This is a genomic window from Hymenobacter fodinae, assembly GCF_004745825.1.
GTDB classification, from domain to species: Bacteria; Bacteroidota; Bacteroidia; order Cytophagales; family Hymenobacteraceae; genus Hymenobacter; species Hymenobacter fodinae.
The window spans coordinates 802,981-821,933 of record NZ_SRLA01000003.1 but is presented as its reverse complement, the minus strand read 5'-3'; the positions used below and the strand labels follow the sequence as shown (position 1 = coordinate 821,933).

The 18,953-nt window shown below is 58.5% G+C and carries 16 protein-coding genes; 6 read left to right on the top strand and 10 right to left on the bottom strand.

Features of this window, described 5'->3' with window-relative positions:
- Window positions 1-32: 32 nt before the first annotated feature.
- Window positions 33-494, bottom strand: coding sequence for an ABA4-like family protein (locus tag EU556_RS17310; RefSeq protein WP_135435369.1), 462 nt, complete (start codon window positions 492-494; stop codon window positions 33-35).
- Window positions 495-654: 160 nt separating this feature from the next.
- Here EU556_RS17310 and EU556_RS17305 point away from each other — a divergent pair, with 160 nt between their 5' ends.
- Window positions 655-1,353: a hypothetical protein gene (locus EU556_RS17305; protein ID WP_210116317.1), complete on the top strand. Its 699-nt coding sequence runs from the start codon at window positions 655-657 to the stop codon at window positions 1,351-1,353.
- Window positions 1,354-1,450: 97 nt separating this feature from the next.
- On the opposite strand, the gene EU556_RS17300 is transcribed toward EU556_RS17305, so the two are convergent.
- From EU556_RS17300 to EU556_RS17290, 3 genes are all read right to left on the bottom strand, one after another.
- Window positions 1,451-1,879: a hypothetical protein gene (locus tag EU556_RS17300; RefSeq protein WP_135435367.1), complete on the bottom strand. Its 429-nt coding sequence runs from the start codon at window positions 1,877-1,879 to the stop codon at window positions 1,451-1,453.
- A gap of 278 nt (window positions 1,880-2,157) precedes the next feature.
- Entirely contained in the window at window positions 2,158-3,291 is a 1,134-nt protein-coding gene (locus tag EU556_RS17295) for an AMP-binding protein (protein ID WP_135435366.1), read from the bottom strand.
- A 53-nt stretch (window positions 3,292-3,344) separates the two neighbouring features.
- Window positions 3,345-3,791 (bottom strand): hypothetical protein, encoded by a 447-nt coding sequence (locus EU556_RS17290; protein ID WP_135435365.1) that lies wholly within the window; start codon window positions 3,789-3,791, stop codon window positions 3,345-3,347.
- A gap of 169 nt (window positions 3,792-3,960) precedes the next feature.
- On the opposite strand from EU556_RS17290, the gene EU556_RS17285 reads away from it, so the two are divergent.
- Entirely contained in the window at window positions 3,961-4,179 is a 219-nt protein-coding gene (locus EU556_RS17285) for a DUF4102 domain-containing protein (protein WP_135435364.1), read from the top strand.
- Window positions 4,180-4,299: 120 nt separating this feature from the next.
- Here EU556_RS17285 and EU556_RS17280 read toward each other — a convergent pair whose 3' ends face one another.
- The 6 genes from EU556_RS17280 to EU556_RS17255 all read right to left on the bottom strand — a co-directional run bounded on the left by EU556_RS17280 (window position 4,300) and on the right by EU556_RS17255 (window position 10,507).
- Entirely contained in the window at window positions 4,300-4,815 is a 516-nt protein-coding gene (locus EU556_RS17280; protein ID WP_135435363.1) for a hypothetical protein, read from the bottom strand.
- Between the two features lie 582 nt (window positions 4,816-5,397).
- Window positions 5,398-5,757, bottom strand: coding sequence for a DUF6370 family protein (locus EU556_RS17275; protein WP_135435362.1), 360 nt, complete (start codon window positions 5,755-5,757; stop codon window positions 5,398-5,400).
- 131 nt (window positions 5,758-5,888) lie between these two features.
- The gene (menB, locus tag EU556_RS17270) at window positions 5,889-6,713 is read right to left on the bottom strand and encodes a 1,4-dihydroxy-2-naphthoyl-CoA synthase (RefSeq protein WP_135435361.1); all 825 of its coding nucleotides are present in this window, start codon (window positions 6,711-6,713) and stop codon (window positions 5,889-5,891) included.
- A 15-nt stretch (window positions 6,714-6,728) separates the two neighbouring features.
- A complete protein-coding gene (menD, locus tag EU556_RS17265) occupies window positions 6,729-8,684 on the bottom strand; it encodes a 2-succinyl-5-enolpyruvyl-6-hydroxy-3-cyclohexene-1-carboxylic-acid synthase (RefSeq protein ID WP_135435360.1) in 1,956 nt (651 codons plus the stop codon).
- A 171-nt stretch (window positions 8,685-8,855) separates the two neighbouring features.
- Window positions 8,856-10,079, bottom strand: a complete 1,224-nt coding sequence (locus tag EU556_RS17260) for a chorismate-binding protein (RefSeq protein ID WP_135435359.1) — start codon at window positions 10,077-10,079, stop codon at window positions 8,856-8,858.
- Window positions 10,076-10,507, bottom strand: coding sequence for a hotdog fold thioesterase (locus EU556_RS17255; protein WP_135435358.1), 432 nt, complete (start codon window positions 10,505-10,507; stop codon window positions 10,076-10,078). Before EU556_RS17255 ends, EU556_RS17260 begins: the two co-directional genes overlap by 4 nt.
- A gap of 209 nt (window positions 10,508-10,716) precedes the next feature.
- On the opposite strand from EU556_RS17255, the gene EU556_RS17250 reads away from it, so the two are divergent.
- The 4 genes from EU556_RS17250 to EU556_RS17235 all read left to right on the top strand — a co-directional run bounded on the left by EU556_RS17250 (window position 10,717) and on the right by EU556_RS17235 (window position 18,842).
- Window positions 10,717-11,343: a histidine phosphatase family protein gene (locus EU556_RS17250; RefSeq protein WP_135435357.1), complete on the top strand. Its 627-nt coding sequence runs from the start codon at window positions 10,717-10,719 to the stop codon at window positions 11,341-11,343.
- A 288-nt stretch (window positions 11,344-11,631) separates the two neighbouring features.
- Entirely contained in the window at window positions 11,632-13,386 is a 1,755-nt protein-coding gene (locus EU556_RS17245) for a pyruvate dehydrogenase complex dihydrolipoamide acetyltransferase (RefSeq protein ID WP_135435356.1), read from the top strand.
- Window positions 13,387-13,699: 313 nt separating this feature from the next.
- Complete coding sequence (locus EU556_RS17240) at window positions 13,700-16,249, top strand: TonB-dependent receptor (protein ID WP_135435355.1); 2,550 nt, start codon at window positions 13,700-13,702, stop codon at window positions 16,247-16,249.
- A 259-nt stretch (window positions 16,250-16,508) separates the two neighbouring features.
- Complete coding sequence (locus EU556_RS17235; RefSeq protein WP_135435354.1) at window positions 16,509-18,842, top strand: S9 family peptidase; 2,334 nt, start codon at window positions 16,509-16,511, stop codon at window positions 18,840-18,842.
- Window positions 18,843-18,953: the final 111 nt, after the last annotated feature.

The following is an 18,953-nucleotide window of genomic DNA, read 5'->3' as shown; positions in this document are numbered from 1 at the left end:
TGAAGGTAGGGTAGCAGACATGAGGCAGCGTGTTAGACAGTGGTAGATGGAAGCGAACCAGCAGCAGAAGGGTGGTAGAAGCGCCGCACCACAGAGTAAAGCAGCAGCCCCACGGGCCCAAACAAGAAGGTGAGCAGCAAGCATGGCACAAGCAGCAGGTGCGGCACGCCGCGGCGACGGGCATCGAGGCTTTCCCAGATGCCAATTCCCAAATCAAAGCACAAGTAATGCACCCAGCCCGCCAGCAGCCCCCAAGGGTCGCGGAACAGGGCGGCCACTTCGGCTAAGGAGTTAAATCCACCTTCCGAAGCATGTGGCCCAAGGTAGTGCGAGCCAATAAGCAGCGCGTAGGCCACGGCCAGCAGTATGGGCAGCGCCCCGTTCAATACTACTACCTGGGTAACGCGCCAGCGCGGCACAACAAGTAGCAGGCCCCACCCAAGCAGAGCAACGGTATTGGCTAGTGAAAACAGAGGGTCGGGGGCGAGATTCATGGGCTTGCTAGTTGATGCCCAAACATGGGCATTGTGGATGGTTTTCAGAAGAGTAAACCGGGTGAACCGTGTGCAGTAAGGGGTAAACCGGCGCGGACCGGGGGCGAACTGTGAGCAGCCACATATGCCAAGGGAGGGCAAGTCAGTGTACATTTGCTGCGTGACTACCTCTATTCTGCCTTGTTTGTCGCGTGTGAGCCTGCTGCTCCTGTTGGGGGCTGGTAGGGTGGCCTATGGCGAGGTGGGTGCGCCTGATGATAGCACTTTTGTGCGGCAGGCGCACCGCCGGGCTGTATTTCAGTTTGATCAGCGCTTCTCCATTCTGAATGGTAAAGTCGTGGGCATCAATGGGCTGAAAGGCGGTATTGAGTGGCGTGGCCGCTGGCGCGCGGGCCTTGGGGTTTACCGCCTATCGGGGGGCGTGCCCACGCGTATTGCTCAACCCGTAGGTACCCCACCCGGCACCCGCGACGAGGTCCGGTTTCGGTACCTGGCAGCGTACGGCGAGTACGTGTTTATTGGCAACCAGCGCTGGGAACTCAGCACCCCTCTGCAACTGGGCGTGGGCAGCTACTACACCAAATATTACTTCCCGGATGGGGGCGTACGCCGCACAAACCGAGAGGTGCTGTTTATGCTAGAGCCCTCCGTGGCGGCGCACTACCGGGTGTTCCGTTGGATTGGCCTAGGAGCCGGGGCCGGCTACCGGCAGGCACTGGCCGCTGGCAAACAACCTGAGGATGAGATGAGCGGGGTTATCTTCTTCGGTCGCGTGAAGTTGTTCCTGGGTGACTTTATTAAAGTCGTACGCGGCCATGAACGATTATTCACGCAGCAAGGCCTGGGGCCTGCTCACTAATAACGTAACTGACCGAAGCTGCATCCAACAACAGCCCGCCCCGCAGCCGTCTGACTTAACGGTTGCGGGGCGGGCTGTTGTTGAGGGTAGAAGTGGCCTAGCGAGGTACGGCTACGGCTTTGGCTGTGAGGGGCCGGCGCAGCATGTAGCGGTACACCAGGTTTTGTGGGGTGCCGGCTGTGTTATAGGTAGTGGGCTGCTCTTGGATCTGCACAATTTCCCAGCCCAACGAGCCCATATAATTGAGGGCACTGATGGTGGTGGCAAACACCTGAATTTTACCAGCTTCCCGCATTACCTGCTCCGAGCCGCCAAGCTTCTCGTAGCCGTAGCCAAAATCAACAAAGATGTCGCCGCTCTTTTCCTTTTCCGGCTTGCCAAGCTGGGCCGCACCGGTGCGCATCAGCTCACAATACTCGTAGCGGATAGGATCTTGCGCGGTGGTTAGGGATACTGGCTTGGTTTGGGCCAGAGAAGTAGTAGCAGCCGCGCCAAGGAGCAGCAGTGAGGCGAAAACGTGTTTCATGAGGTAAGCTGATTGGATGAGCGGCGTACGATGGAGTGCCGTTTGGTGTGGAGTTACGGAGCGAAAAAATGACGCGACCAAGGCACGCAGAAAGTGTAAAAAGGCTTTACGAGCAGCTAGGCCAGTCTTTTTAATAGAATAGGATAGGGCAACCATGAGGTTGAGGTAGGAATACGCCTACGCAAGCCAGTTGCTGCTTGCAAAGCAACGGATATATTACGAAAGGAAGAAGCTCGTTGCGCTATTATTCCCGCGTGAGGCAGCGCAAAAGTAGTATTCTACCGTTGGTGCGACTCCGGAGCGGTGCCCTGCCCGCGCATGGTGCCCAGCCGGTCGAGCTTGCCTGAGGCGGTGGTTTTGAACTGCGGCACGTAGGCCACTTCGCGGGGCCGCTCGTATTTGTCGAGGCGCTCGGTGAGGAGGGCCAGCAACTGCTGCTGCTGGTGCGGCGGCAGGGGAGCACCTTCCACGAAAGCTGTTACCTGCTCGCCAAGCCGCTTATCGGGCCGGCCGGCTACAAAGGCGCGCCGGGAGAGGCCTAGCTCCGTTAGGGCCACTTCCAGCACCAACTCTACCTTCTCGGCCTGCACCTTCACGCCGCCGCTGTTGATAACAAAATCGGCGCGGCCCAGCCACTCAAACGTGTGGGCTTCGGGGTGCAGTATCACCCGGTCGTTGGTGGTGATGAGCTGGTCGTTAGTGACATCGGCGCGCACCGTGAGGCAGCCCCGCTCATCCTGGCCTACGTGAATGCCCGGCAGCACGTGGTAAGTAGGCAAAACATGGGGGCCGTTGAGGCGGCGCAAAGCAATGTGCGAGGCTGTTTCCGTCATGCCATACGTGAGGTACACGGGCACTTTCAGCTTCTGAATTTCTTTCTCCAAGCTTTTCTCCACTGAGGCCCCGCCCACCAAAATGGCCTTCATCCGGTTCAGCCGGGGGCCGTGGCCGTTGGCCAGCACCTCTCGCAGCTGCAGCGGCACGAAGGAGGCAAAGTCGAAGTTAGCAGCCGGCACCAGCACCATAGGGTCGGCCTGGGGCTCTACAATGGTCAAGTGCATGTTGCGCTCGAAAGCACGCACCAGCATCATAATGCCGCCCACAAACTCACAGTTGAGGCACACCAGCATCCGGTCGCCGGGGCCTAGGTCGAAGTAGTCGCCGGTGCGGCGGGCGGAGGCCTCCAGCTGCCGGCGCTTCATTTGCACCAGTTGGGGCTTGCCCGTGGAGCCTGAGGTGCGTAGCCCAAACTCCTGCGCCCCATTCAGCCACTGCCGGCAAAAGTCCAGCACCCGTGCCTCATAGCCGTTCAGATCGGTGGGAGAGTTGGCGGGGTATTGCTGGATGTCGTGGTAGCGAAATTCGCGGCCGTTAAGCAGAAGGGAGTCGGGAAGCAGGGAAGAGGCAGGCATAAGAAGTTGGGTAAAACCAGTGGCAGCGGCTACCACCAGAGGAGTAGGGTCTTTCAGCTCAGCAACCAGCGCTGATAGGCAGTGGCTGAGGGAGCAGTGAGCATGGGCAAAACTAGCAGGAGAATACCGCAACATACGATTTCCAGCCAGCCGTGAGTTAGCACGTACGAAACCAGCAGCGGGAGGATAAGCAAACCCAGTAGACTGTTGCGGAGAAATATCCGGCTCTTGTAGATACGTAGATTGTCTTCAGCCAGCCGTCGGAGGTTAGGCCGCAGGCGCCGCGACACAGAATAAAGCAACAGGCCTACCAGTGGCACCATGGCGCTTAGCAGCAGTACCCCCGGCCACGCAGGCGTTACAGCGGAGCCCGCTAGGCCCGAAAGACGGCTCCCAAGACCCATTACCACTGCCGCCATTACCAGAGTCTGAACTGGGTAGTGCAGCCAATGTAAGCGCCGGATTCGGCGGATAGCCAAATGGAAATCGGGGTTATTCATAACGAAGTAACGTAAACCCGCCGGCCAAACAACTCATGATACTGAGCGAGTAACATAGCAGTAACTTCCGTGGCGGTTAAACCTCTTCTTTATGTGGATAAACTACTTTTTTCTTGACTGCTAGCCACATAGTATCGTATCTTAAACGAGTCACCAACCTCCAAACGCCATGCATCCCACCGCTCCAAGTCCGTTTGTTCTGGCCAAGACCTTCGTTTTCCGGCGTTATCTTACCCTGCGCCGCCAGATGGCTGCGCCGGCCATGACGCCCGCCGTTGAGGCAGCCCGCCGAGCCCGTAAGCTGCTGAAGAAACAAGCAAAACACGAACGACTCCGCAACTTTTTTGGGTGGTGTGAAGGCTGCAGCGCCTACGGGTCGATATTCTAACTGGAACTATTATGTATACAAACCAACAGCGCCCCCTGGCCTAGGGGGCGCTGTTGGTTTACAGGGGGTGGCCTAGCAACGCTACGCTTCCCGACGAAGAAAAGTCGCAGCTTCGCGAGCTTAGGTAGCCACCATGAAAGTGGTCACAGTAGCCAGCATTGTCATGAAATAATTGGCGCAGTGCACAGCCATAAGCAGAAGCAACGCCTGGGATTCAACTTGCTCGAAGTCTGGCGTAGTGGTAATGGTGTAATTGTAATTGAGCTTGCTCCACTGAAAATCAGGCTGAATTGTTAGCAGTTCCCTGCCCTCTTTGTCGTGTAGCACATACGTGTGTTTGAGTACGCTCTTGCTCTTAAACACCAAGACCTTAGCCGAGGCATCGAGCTTGGATTTGATAATGATGTCGCCGCTCCAATTCATCTTGAAGCTGAGCAGCACTGTCTGCTGGTCTTTCAGCTCAAGAGTGGTGCCCCAAAATCCGCGAGGCTCAACCTGATAAGCGGACCCATTGGCCAGCTGAACATCTGCCTTTAGCGTGTACCACTCGGGATAGTGCAGTACACCTACCTGGGTGTCGGCGGCTAATAGGTGAAACTCTCGGGTACCGTTGGCTTTTACTAGATACTCTGGCATACTCTTAGGAAATAAGTAATAAGGCATGTGATGCCCGGTGCCGTGCCCCGTAGGGCGGTATTACCGAGCAAAAACAGGTAGGCTTAAATGTATGGTTGTGCAGGTGAAAGCACAAGCAAAAAGCTCCTCACTGCGTTATCAGTGTGTTAACTGGTACCCCGTTCTTCCATCGGGTTACTAGGGTCCGCACATACTGCTGGTAATCAGTTAATTCGGGCTGGAAAGAATCTGCCGGAAGTAAGCTGTAGGCCCAACTTGAAGTTGGAACGGGTTGTTTCGCCGCAAGAGGTTTCCAGAGCAGCGTTACCAAAGTGGACAGCAACCCGCCTAACCTAGTGTTTCTCCGCTTCAGGTCCAGCTCATTCAGCAACCTGTGGAGAAGGTGCGCTTTTCTCCTGCGAGTAGTCGCACTGAGACAGAAGCAGCAGTTGGCGGTTCATGGCCACGGGTCAGGTTAAATGCAAAAAGGAGGTACTGTAAACAGATAAATTTTAGCGGGTTGAGACATGCAAAACGGCTCACGCTGAAGAGCATAAGCCGTGGAAAGTAGAATGCGGAAAAGGTATGCTGGAGGAGGCTGCCCTATTTAGCGGAAACTGTTTCGGGCACCAGTTGAAAATACGTGGCTTTGAAGCGGTTATCAACCACTTTGCCTTGCACCTGGGCTTTGCGCACCGAGTTGCAGAAGCCATCCTTGGCATGGGCGTCGCCGTGGGAGTCGATATCAGTGCCATCGACGAAATACGCCTTTTCATTCATTCGGATTGCTAAGTCGCAGCTTTTGCCCGGGAGGCCTAGCCGACACTGTCCGCAAGCAGCATCCACCAGCAGTACCGGCTGACCGTTGTCGAGAGTGGCAGTAGTAACAGCGGGGGCAACTGGGGTTTGCGCCGCCGCTAGGCCAGCAAAACCAAGGAATAGCAGGGTCAGCAAAGATTTCATACGCAGCAAAGAAAAGTCAGAATTACGCTGGCTAGGCAATATAGCTCACAATACGCGAAGCAGGGGGAATAGAAACGGCCCGCACTTATTGGTGCGAGCCGTTTCCGGAAAGTGTAGGCCACCCCAGTTGGTTACGGGAACTTGGGGAACTTCGAGAAGTCGGGCTTGCGCTTCTCAATGAAGGCGTTCTTGCCTTCTTTGGCTTCCTCCGAGAGATAGTAAAGCAGCGTAGCGTTGCCGGCCAGCTCCTGAATACCAGCCTGGCCATCCAACTCGGCGTTGAAGCTCGATTTAAGCATGCGCAGGGCGAGGGGGCTTTTTTCAAGGATTTTGTGGCACCAGGCTACGGTGGTTTCCTCTAGCTGCTCCAGGGTTACTACTTTGTTCACGAGGCCCATATCGAGGGCTTCCTGGGCGTTGTATTGGTCGCAGAGGAACCAGATTTCGCGGGCCTTCTTCTGGCCTACGATGCGCGCCAGGTAGCTAGCCCCGAAGCCTCCGTCGAACGAACCCACGTTGGGGCCGGTCTGCCCGAAGCGGGCATTTTCGGCGGCAATGGTCAGGTCGCAAACTACGTGCAGCACGTGGCCCCCACCAATGGCCCAGCCGGCCACCATGGCCACCACGGGCTTCGGGATGGAGCGGATCATCTTCTGCAGATCCAGCACGTTCAGGCGGGGCACGGTGTCCTCGCCCACGTAGCCGCCGTGGCCGCGCACGCTCTGGTCGCCGCCCGAGCAGAAGGCCTTGCCGCCCTCACCCGTCAGGATGATGACGCCAATGTCGGTGCGGTTGCGGCAGATGTCCATGGCCTCAATCATCTCCTGCACCGTGAGAGGCGTGAAGGCGTTGTGCACCTGCGGACGGTTGATGCTGATTTTGGCGATGCCGCCAGACTGGGTGAAGAGAATTTCGCGGAACTCCTTAATCGGGGTCCAGGTCAGTTGTTCGGCCATAGGGGGAGGGTTTCCTTATGATTGAGAGAATGACGTTCGTACCGCGGCGCGGTACTGTTCAAAAAACTTGGCGTTGGTCGGGCTGTCGGTGGTAATTTCGAGCAGACTCGCGCCGGATTCGGGTGCAAAGAAAACCGGTAAAGCTGATTCTAGTTCAGCGAAGGATGAAACCGGGAAGTAGCGCAGGTTGAAGTCGCGGGCGGTATTTTCGGCCCGCAGCATCTGGCGCGTCTCGAAGAACTCCTCTAGCTCCGGCTGTTGGCGCGGACCATCAATCATGCGGAAGATGCCGCCAGCGTGGTTGTTGAGCAGAATCACGCGCAGGTTGGGCGTGGGGTAGTTGTGCCAGAAGGCGTTGCGGTCGTAGAAAAACGCAACGTCGCCGGTGAGCAGCACCACGGGCCGGTCGGGCTGGGCCAAGGCCGAGCCCACGGCCGTGCTGGTGCACCCATCAATACCACTGGTGCCACGGTTCGCGAATATCTCCACCATCCGGCCCGCTGGCAGGCCTAGAATGTTGGCATAGCGCACGGCCATGCTATTAGCCAAGTGCAGAGCAGTGCGGTCGGGGAGCAACTGCAGGGCCCGGTAAATAGCCGTAAACTCGTTGAAGGGCTGATTTGGTTGCTGCATAAATTCCTGCAGGAAACCCGTGGCCCAATTTTCCGCCGCCAGCCAGGGCTTCAGGTAGGTTGCTTTGGCCGTCGCTTCCGCTTCACTTAGCTGCGAGCCGCTACTAGCCCAGGTCAGCCGCACCGGCCCGGTAGGAGCGGGACGCGGCGCAACCCGCGTGGCGTCCTGAGCAGTGGCATGATTTGGGGTAGGCAAGGCTGATGTTAAGCCTCCCATTGCTGTGGTTGCGCCAGGAATCAAACCTGGATCAAGAGCCTCGGAGGCTCCCGTACTATCCGTTGTACTATGCGCCTTACCAGTCAAGGAAGCAAAGAAAGTAGTAGGCTCCATGCGCACCACTTTTGTCAGGGACTGGAACGTATCGGCTACGGCGCCCGCCGACTGGATATGCCAGTGCTGGGCTGGCCTAGAGTTGCGCAGGTAGAGCTTAAGGGCTTTGGAAATGAGCGACTGACCAAACGTGATGAGCAGCTCCGGTTTCAGGGCTTCCTTCAAGCCGGGTTCCGGCACGGCCATAAACACATCCTGGTGGCCTAGCGGGCGTAGGCGCTGGTCGTAGTCAGGAGCGGCGGGCAGGTGCAGGTTGGCAATCAGGTCGCCGACAACCGGCACCTGATACGCCGCTGCAAACTGCCGCAGAGCTAGCAATAACTTTGGGTCGGCGGGGTGCTGGCCGCCTACCACCAGCACCCGGTTGGTGCTCCTGATGGCAGCACGCAAGTCATCGAGCACAGCAGCTGGGAGGTGGGCCTGGCTTGGTAGCTCGCGGGTAACTTTTATGGGGCCAAACTGCAGCTCCTCGCCGGCTTTCGGATAAAAGGGCTCTCGTAGCGGAATATTCACCTGCACTGGGCCCGCCGGAAATTGCTCCGCTAGGCCTATGGCTTCGGAAACGATACGCGTGGCGTGCCACTGGGCATCGGTGTGCGCGGTATCGGCGGGGAAGGTAAATGTGCCTTTGGCGTGGGCGCCGTAAAGGTCAGTTTGCCGAATGGTTTGCCCGTCGAGCTGGTCGATCCACTCCGGAGGGCGGTCGGCGGTAAACAGCACCAGCGGAATCTGCTGGAAGTAGGCTTCGGCTACGGCGGGAGCGTAGTTTAATCCAGCCGTACCCGAGGTGCACACCAGCGCCACCGCCCGCCGCTGGGTTTGGGCCAGGCCTAGGCCTATGAAGGCGGCCGCGCGCTCATCGGGCACCGTGCGCACCTGTATGGCTGGGTGACGAGCAAAGGCAATAGTGAGCGGCGCGCACCTAGAGCCGGGCGAAAGCACCACATCCGTAATACCTAGCTGGGCGCAAATTTCGGGGATATTATGAACGGCTTGAAGTGAAGACATAGGGTAGGGTAAGCAGAAATAAGTAAGAAGCTTTATCTGGCGTCAGCTTGCCGAAGCATCTCTACCGCTTCACAAGTCGCTGCTAGGTCAGTTGGTTAGCAAGCGGTAGAGATGCTTCGGCTGCGCTCAGCATGACGGTCCTTTTACTCAAAACGCTGTGTATAGATCCACTCAATCATGCAGGATAGCGCCCACGGTGCGCAGCTTCAGCTCCGTTTCCTGCCATTCGCGGGCGGGCTCCGAGTCGATGGTGAGGCCGGTGCCGGCGTACAAAATGGCTTCGGTAGGATGGAGCTGCAGACAGCGCAGATTTACAAATAGCTGTGATACGCCCGTCTCAGGTAGGTTTACGGGGCCGAGAAAACCTGCGTAGTAGGCCCGGTCGTAACCCTCATGGCGGCGCAGAAAATCGAGGGCCGGTTGCTTGGGCACGCCGCCCACGGCAGGCGTGGGATGCAGCAAACGCAGCATGTCGGTGCCCAGGGTAGGGAAGGGAACCTGGTCGAGGTGCACGGCAAAATCGGTGCGCAGGTGCAGCAGCTGTCCGGCGCCTACGGTGCGGGGGCCACGCTCATCGTACTCGCGCAGGCGCAGCTGCTTGAAGCAGTTGACAATGTAGCGGGCCACCATGGCGTGCTCCTCCAGGTCTTTGTGCGCCCAGCGCGCCGTGGCAGGTTTCATGCCGGGCATGAGCGGCTGGGTGCCGGCCAGGGCCATCGTCCGGAACACGTGGTCGTCAGTAATTTCGGCCAGCACTTCCGGGGTAGCGCCCAGCCAAGTGCCCACGCCCGGCGCACTCACCAATGATACGAAAGCATTGGGGTAGCGCCCCTGCAGCTCCGCAAAAGCCGTCAGCGCATCAAAGCCCGCCGGTAGTGGCCTACGCGCCGCCCGGCTCGACACCACCTTCTGCACCGTACCAGCCTCAATAGCCGCTATGCCCGCCGTTACCAACTCCTCGTACTCTTCTCGCGAAGCCGTAGCAGGCACGGGCTGCCGGCTCACGTGCCAGGGCAGCACCGCTGTTTCGGGCAGCGCCGCGAAGCGCTGCCGCAACTCCGGGAGGCGGGCCGCCGCCGCCGAGCTTACCTGAATTTCCTCGGGCAGGGCCAAGTCAAAAAACAGATCGGCGGGCAGAAACAGAGGCGGGTTGTGGTCGGAATCCCGGAACGGAAAGAAGGCAAAGCCCGCCGGGGCCGAGGGCTCCAGCGCCGGCGGCAGGCCTACAAACGCGGCATCTACCTTCAGACTGAGGCAGAGGCGCGGGTGCGTATCATTGGGCAGCCGCCAGAGAGCTACCGGTCGGCCGCTGGTCAGGGCCAGGGCCACCAAGCGCCGCAAGCGGTCCTCTACCGGCAGGTTAGGTTTCCAGGGAATGCGTTGCAAACTACTCATGCCTGCGGTTTAGCAGCGGGCAAGTCAATCACGGCCATGGTAATACGGCTGATGCATACCAAAGCGCCGGTTTCTTCGTGCGTAATCCGGATTTCCCAAACCTGGGTGCTGCGCCCTACATGCAGGGCCGTAGCCCGCCCAATTACGTAGCCATCGCGCACGCCTTTGAGGTGGTTGGCATTAATTTCTAGGCCTACGCAGGCTTGTTTGGTGGGGTCGAGCTTAGTAGCAGCGCCGATGCTGCCCAATGTTTCGGCCAGGGCTACTGAGGCACCTCCGTGCAGCAAGCCCATAGGTTGGTGCGTGCGGCCATCAACGGGCATCCGCCCTTCTAAATAGTCGTCGGTAAGGGCGGTGAGTTCTATGCCTAGGGCATCGGCGAGGGTAGGGCGAGTGCCGACCCACTGGTTGATTTGCTCCAGCGTCATGCGGGTGAGGAGGGTTGCAACGTCAAGGAATCATCCTGTGGTGACCAGGGACGTAGTCAGGATAGAAAGGCTCGTTGCTACGATAACCGCTCTAGCAAGAAAAGGTCCTTCGCTCCCCCTCGGATGACAAAGGAAAATAGGTGTCGGAACACAGCTGTCCAGACAAAATCGCCGTACTTTAACGGCAGAACAGCAAAACTAGGGGGAAAGTGAGCGTCAAAAAAATATACCTGATTCGGCACGGGCAAACCGACTTCAATGTGCGTGGCATCGTGCAAGGCAGCGGTGTCGATTCCGCCCTGAACGAGGCCGGGCGTCGTCAGGCAGCCCGTTTTTTCGCCGCCTATCGTCATATTGCCTTCGATAAAGTCTACACCTCTCTGCTGCGCCGCACCCACGAGTCGGTGCAAGGGTTTCTGGACCTAGGCCTGCCGCATGAGCAGCACCCTGGCCTCAACGAGATTAGTTGGGGTGTGCGCGAGGGTACGCGCATTACGGCCGAGGAAGACGAGGAGTACCACAGCGTGCTGCAGCAGTGGCGCGCCGGCCAAACCAGTGCCCGCCTCGAAGGCGGGGAAAGCCCCGATGAAATGGCCGCCCGCCAACGTGCCTTCATTGAGCTTTTGCTGTCGAGGCCCGAAGAGCAGACGGTGCTGATCTGCATGCACGGTCGCGCTATGCGAGCTATCCTCTGTCAACTGCTGGGCTATCCCTTAAGTCAGATGGATAGTTTCGAGCACCACAACCTGTGCCTATACCAACTCGATTACACCGGTTCCATGTTCACCGTCCGCAGCTTTCTGGACATGCGGCACTTGCAGGAAACGGCTCTATAGCCTAGCGCAGCCAACAGCTATACATGCCGCAGCGCAACTGGCCTAGGCAATATGAACTGCTTGGGTGCACTAGGATAGGTCTCCCGATGACAAAAAGTACCATGGCTAGGCCAGTATGCAAGGCTGAAAATGAAAATCGACTCAAGCCGTAAAAAGCACACAGTAAATCAATAAACAGGAGTGCGAAAATTCGCTGTTCTAGGCCTATAGCCAGAAGAACGCCTTTAGTTTGCACCCCCGGATTTTCGGGCTAATTTTGGCCCCACTCAATTCCAACCGAAGAAGCAGATGGCCGAACTCATAAAAATGCCCAAAATGAGCGACACAATGACCGAAGGGGTCATTGCCTCGTGGCTCAAAAAAGTAGGCGATAAAGTGAAATCAGGGGATATCCTGGCGGAAGTTGAAACCGACAAAGCCACGATGGAACTCGAAAATTACGAAGACGGCACCCTTCTGCACATCGGTCCGAAAGAAGGAGACGCAGTACCCGTTGATGGTCTGCTGGCCATCGTAGGGAAAGAAGGTGAAGACATTTCGGCGCTGCTGAATGGCGGTGGTGCCGCCCCTGCACCAGCTGCCGAAGCACCCAAAGCTGAAGCCGCGCCAGCCCCGGCACCTGCTCCGGCTCCCGCACCTGCTGCGCCAGCTCCTGCAGCTGCCGCCCCAGCGCCAGCCCCCGCGGCACCGGCCGCTCCCGCCGGCAACGGCAAAAAAGCCACCATCATCCGGATGCCCAAAATGAGCGACACGATGACGGAAGGCACTATTGCGGCCTGGCTCAAGAAAGTAGGCGACAAGGTGAAGTCGGGTGATATTCTGGCGGAAGTGGAAACCGATAAGGCGACCATGGAGCTGGACAACTACGAAGACGGTACCCTACTCTATATCGGTCCGAAAGAAGGCGAAGCTATTCCCGTTGACGGCGTACTGGCCATCATCGGGGAAGAAGGCGCCGACGTACAGGCCCTGCTCGGTGGTCAGTCGGGTGGCAGTGCTGCTCCGGCTGCGGCTGAAGCCGCTCCTGCTTCGGCCACTGCCTCGGCTCCGGCTCCCGCGGCTGCAGAAGCTGCTCCCGCCCAGAACGGTGGCCGCATCTTCGCTTCGCCGCTGGCTAAGAGCATCGCCAAAGACAAAGGCATTGACCTGAGCACCATCAAGGGCTCGGGTGAAAACGGCCGCATCGTTTCCCGCGACCTGGAAAACGCTCAGCCGGGCGCCGCCGCTCCGGCCGCGCAACCAGCCGCCGCTCCTTCGCAGCCAGCCCAGCCCGCTGCCGTGCAGTCGGAGTACATCCAGGCTGCCCTGCCCGAGCAACCAAAAGCCGCCCCGGCCCCAACGGCTGCTCCCGCCGCAGCCGAGGGTACGTACACCGATACCCCGGTATCACAGATGCGTAAGGTGATTGCCCGCCGTCTGTCGGAAAGCCTCTTCACGGCCCCGCACTTCTATCTGACGATGGAAATCCTGATGGACCGCGCCATGGAAGTTCGGACCCAGCTCAACGCCTTGTCGCCGGTGAAGCTCAGCTTCAACGACATGGTGATCAAAGCCTCGGCCGTAGCCCTGAAGCAGCACCCCGCCATCAACTCCTCGTGGCTCGGCGACAAGATCCGCCAGAACAAGGTGGTAAACATTGGCGTGGCCGTAGCCGTGGACGAAGGTCTGCTGGTGCCCGTAGTGCGCAACGCCGACGGCAAAGGCATGTCGCAGATTGCCACTGAGGTGAAAGAGCTGGCTGGCAAGGCCAAGAGCAAGAAGCTACAGCCCGCCGAGTGGGAGGGTAGCACCTTCACCATCTCCAACCTGGGTATGTTCGGCATCGAGGAGTTTACCGCCATCATCAACCCGCCGGATGCTTGTATCTTGGCAGTAGGTGGCATCAAGCAGACTGCCGTGGTTAAAGACGGTCAGTTGGCCATCGGCAACGTGATGAAGGTGACGCTCTCCTGCGACCACCGCGTAGTAGACGGTGCTACCGGCGCCGCCTTCCTGCAGACGCTGAAGAGCCTGCTGGAAGATCCGCTGCGTATGCTCATCTAAGCGCATTAAGTAAAGTAGTAACAGGAAAGCCGGCCCATCAGGGTCGGCTTTTTTGTTGGCTGTTGAGCATGTGGCCTAGGGGAAAATATGATCATCTTCAGCCTGTTATGTCGAGCTTGTCGAGACATCTCGCGCGCTGAGGTTGCAATGCTAACCCAATGACACCACGCGAGATGTCTCGCCAAGCTCGACATGACGGTTGGTTGTGCTGCCCTCCTAATCGCAGGACTTTATCACAAAACCCCTATACTTACCGACAGTGGGAGCTACGCCGGCGGCACCCGATTGTTAATTGTTCAATCGAGTAAGAGGTATGAAGCAGAATCTACTAGCAGCAACATTGTGCCTGGTTAGCGCAACTGCTTTCGCACAGGGGCAAGCGTTAAGCGGACAAGTGCTAGACAGTGCAGGCAAGCCAGTTATTGGCGCCACAGTAGTTGAGAAGGGAACAAACAACGGTACGGCTACCGGCAACGACGGCCGTTTTACCCTCCGCACCCGCTCGGCCAACCCGCGGCTGCAAGTCAGCTCCATTGGGTATGCCAGCCAGGAAATAACCGCTGATGGTGGGGAAGTGAGCATTCGGCTGGCCGATGCTTCTACTGGCCTAGGGGAGGTGCAGGTGGTAGGTTCGCGCAGCCAGAACCGCTCCGTCACGGATTCGCCTTCGCCAGTGGATATCATTGACCTGCGGGAAGTGACCACCAAAACCGGGCAGCTTGATGTGAATCAGTTGCTGCAATTTGTAGCGCCCTCGTTCAACTCCAACCGCCAAACTGGCTCCGATGGGGCCGACCACGTAGACCCCGCCACCCTACGTGGCCTAGGGCCCGACCAAACGCTGGTACTAGTGAACGGCAAGCGGCAGCACCAGTCGGCGCTGGTGAACCTGTTTGGTACCCGGGGCCGCGGCAACACCGGCACCGACCTGAACGTGATACCCGCCGCCAGCATTGAGCGCATTGAGATTCTGCGCGACGGAGCGGCGGCCCAGTACGGCTCCGATGCCATTGCCGGCGTCATCAACATCGTGCTGAAAAGCTCCGTGAAGGAGCTGACCGCCAATGTGAACTACGGCGCCTACGACGCCAAATACCGCCGCGACGACCAGAAGTTTGATGGTGGCAACTTCAACGCCAATCTGAACTACGGCATAGGCCTAGGCGAGCGGGGCAGCTTCGTGAATGCCACCGTCGACTACAATAGCCGGGAGCATACCCAGCGCGCCAACGTGCCGGCTCCCGATGGCCTGGCCCGCCGCGAGTACGGCGACCCTGAAATCAGTAACCTCTCGGGCTACCTGAACTCTCGATTTGCCCTCAGCGATAAGTCGTACGTGTACGTATTTGGGGGCGCCAACAAGCGTAAGGGCGACTCCTACGCCTGGACGCGATTTGCCGATGATGACCGAAACGTGCCGAGCATTTACCCCAACGGCTTCGACCCCATTATCACCAGTGATATTGTGGATGCCTCGGCGGTGGCAGGCCTACGCACGGCGCTGGGCGGCTGGGAGCTAGATTTGAGCAACAACTTCGGCTCTAACCGCTTTGAGTACGGGGTGCGCAATACGTTGAATGCCTCACTTGGAGCCAGTTCGCCCACGTCGTTTAACGCTGGTGGTTTTCAGCTGCAACAGAACGTGGTAAACCTAGGCCTCACGCGTAATTATAAAACCGTACTGCAGGGCCTCAACGTGGCGGCCGGCGGCGAGTGGCGCCGCGAGTGGTACTCGCTGTTCCCGGGCGAAGAAGCGTCGTACCGCAACTACAACCCCGATGTGTCCGGTGGCTCTCAGGGCTTCCCCGGCTTCCAGCCCAGCGACGCCATTAAGGCCCACCGCGACAACCTGGCGGCCTACGTGGATGCCGAGCTAAGCATAACCCAGCGCTGGCTACTGGCGGGGGCGTTGCGCTATGAGCATTACTCCGACTTTGGCAGCACGCTCAACTACAAGGTGTCCACGCGCTACAACCTCACCGAGTTCCTGACCTTGCGCGGTACCTATAGCACTGGCTTCCGGGCGCCCTCACTGGCCCAAGTCAACTTCAATTCCACCTTCACCAACTTCGTGAACGGTACGCCGGTGGAAGTGCTCCTGGCTCGCAACAACAGCGCCGTGACGCAGAAGCTAGGCATCCCGAGCCTCAAGCAGGAAACGTCCAACAGCGCCAACGTAGGACTAACCAGCCGCATTGGTTCCTCCCTTAGTCTGACCCTGGATGGCTACTACATTAAGGTGAAAGACCGCGTAGTACTCACCAGCCAGTTCTCCGCCGATGACCCCGTAATTGGCGCAGATCTACAAGCCTTGAATGTTGACCAGGCGCAGTTCTTTGCTAATGCTGCCGATACCAGGTCACTAGGCCTAGACGTGGTCTTGAACCACACGCTCCCCCTCGGAACCGGCCGTCTGAACTCTACGCTGGCTGCCAACTTCAACAAGCTGCGCATTGATCGAGTACAGACCTCGGGTCGCCTCACGGGTCGGGAAGAGGAATTCTTTGGGGCGCGCGAGCAGGCTTTCGTGAAAGCCTCGGCGCCACCGTCCAAAATCAACCTGACGTTTGATTACCAACTGGGCCGATTTGGGGCGCTGGTACGCTTTGTGCGCTTCGATAAGATTACCCTCATCGATTGGAATGGTGACCCGATGAAGTATGACAGCCGCATCACCACCGACCTGACCCTGAACTATGCCCTCACCAATCACTTGCAGCTGATTGTGGGCAGTGCCAACGTGTTTAACCGGTACCCCACGCTGTTCAATCCGCAGCTGACGGAGACGGGCGGTGCCTGGGACCCCGTGCAGATGGGCTCAAATGGGCGGTTCTACTTTGCCAAGCTGCAGGCCCGCTTCTGATAAGGGATAGGGTAATTGAACGTCATGCTGAGCGAAGTCGAAGCATCTCTACCGCCTCTCTAGGCCAGTGGTTAGCCAGAGGTAGAGATGCTTCGGCTGCGCTCAGCATGACGTTTGGCGTTTTGGGTAGTGGCCTAGTTGCTGGTTGTGGAGTTTTTGGGAGTACATCCAAAAGGCCACCCATATGCAGTGCGCAGAATGTGTGCTACCTTCCGTCACCGTCAGAACTAGGCGGTTGTACCACCCTTCTCTACACTTTATGCACAAGTATCTACTGGCCCTTTCGGTGGCGGTATGGTTGGCTCCGGCCCATGCCTCTGCTCAACAGCGGCCCGTTCTTACCGCCCAGGATTACACCCGGGCTGAACGCTTTCTGAGCTACAACACCCAGCCTCTGATAGATGGCAGCGCCGTGCAGCCGAATTGGCTACCCAACGACCGGTTCTGGTACCGGGTACTCACGGCCCGGGGCAGCGAATACGTGCTGGTAGACCCGGCCCGCAAAACCCGCACCGTAGCTTTCGACCAAGCCAAGCTGGCCGCTGCACTGTCGTCGGCAAGTGGCAAAACCTACGAGGCTAACCGACTGCCTTTCCGGGATCTTTCGTACTCCGCCGATGGGAAAACCATTGCGTTTGCCGCCGCCGGCAAAGCTTGGAAGTATGATGTGGGTAGCGGGCAACTAACCCCCGACACCTCACCGGCCAAGCCCTCTGCCAATGCTGGCAACGAGGTGGTGTCGCCGGACGGGAAGCTGGCTGCTTTCATCAAGGACGACAACCTGTGGGTGCGCAACACCGATACCAACCAGCTCACCCAACTCACCACCGACGGCACTAAGGACTATGGCTACGCCACCGATAACGCCGGCTGGACCCACAGCGACGCGCCAGTGCTGCGCTGGTCGCCCGACTCACGTAAGATTGCCACCTTCCGCCAAGACCAGCGCAACGTGGGCAACATGTACCTGGTGACCACCAACGTAGGCCACCCCCGCCTGGATAGCTGGAAGTATCCCCTGCCCGGTGACAAGGACATTGCTATGATTGAGCGGGTGGTAATCGAGGTGAACCCGGCCAAGGTGGTGCGTTTCCAGATGGCCCCCGACCCGCACCGCGGCACCCTTTCTGACGACATTTCCAGCAGCGGCACCTTCGACGACGTAGACTGGAGCTCCGATACCCGGGAGCTGGCTTTCGTTTCAACCTCGCGCGACCACAAAGAGGAGAAATTCCGCATTGCTGACGCTACTACCGGTACCGTGCGCGACGTGTTTACAGAAACCGTGGCCACGCAGTACGAGTCGGGACAGGGCGCCATCAACTGGCGCTACCTGCCCAAAACCAAGGAAATCATCTGGTACTCGGAGCGCGACAACTGGGGCCACTTGTACCTCTACGATGCCGGCACCGGCAAAGTAAAGCGCCAGATTACCAAGGGCAACTGGGTAGTGACCAAGCTGCTGCGCGTGGATGAGCAGAAGCGGGAGCTGTATTTCTTAGCCGATGGCCGGGAGCCGGGCAACCCCTACTTCACCCACCTCTACCGCATTGGGCTAGACGGCAAAAACCTCAAACTGCTTACCCCTGAGCCGGGCAACCACCAGGTTACCCTCTCGCCCTCGGGCCAGTATTTCATCGACACCTACTCCCAGCCCGACAAGCCCGGCCAGACGGTACTGTGCTCGGCTGAGGGCAAGCTGCTGTCAACGCTGGAGAAAACCGACATTTCACGCCTCACTGCCACTGGCTGGAAGGCGCCCACATCTATCACGGTGAAAGCCGCTGACGGGCAGACCGACCTGTACGGGCTGATGTTTACGCCGACTACCCTCGATGCCAGCAAAAAGTATCCGGTTATCGACTACATCTATCCCGGCCCGCAGGGTGGGGGCGTCGGCAGCTGGTCGTTTAGCGCCGGCCGTAGTGACCACCAAGCCTTAGCTGAGTTGGGCTTTGTGGTAGTAGTGATTGAGGGTAGCTGCAACCCCCTGCGCTCCAAGAGCTACCACGATGCCTGCTACGGCAACATGGCCGAAAACACGCTATCCGACCAGATAACCGGCATCAAGCAGCTGGCCCAGAAGCATCCATATATGGATGTGAACCGGGTCGGCATCTGGGGGCACTCGGGTGGGGGCTACGCTACGGCCGCCGCCATGTTCCGCTACCCCGAGTTCTTCAAAGTGGGCATTTCAGAGTCGGGTAACCACGAAAACCGCAACTACGAGGACGATTGGGCGGAGCGCTACATCGGCCTGCTCAAAACCAACCCCGACGGCACCACCAACTACGACAACCAGGCCAACGCCACTTTCGCCAAAAACCTGCAGGGCAAGCTTATGCTGGCTCACGGCCTGATGGACGATAACGTGCCGCCTTACAACACCTGGCTGGTAGTGGAAGCCCTCACCCGCGCCAACAAGAGCTACGACCTAGTAGTATTCCCCAATGCCCGTCACGGCTTCGGAGCCTATGGCCCCTACATGATGCGCCGCCGCTGGGACTACTTCGTGCAGCACCTAGCTGGTGCCGAGCCCCCGCAGAACTACGAAATGAAGCCCATGGCTGACCCCCGCAACGCAGTGCAATAAGTGGCCTAGCGTGTTCTTGAAAGAAGGCGAACGAAAGCTAGAGCTGGTTCCCCTCATCAGATGAGGAGGGGTCAGGGGTGGTTGATAATCGTTGTTCGATTTACTCCCGCA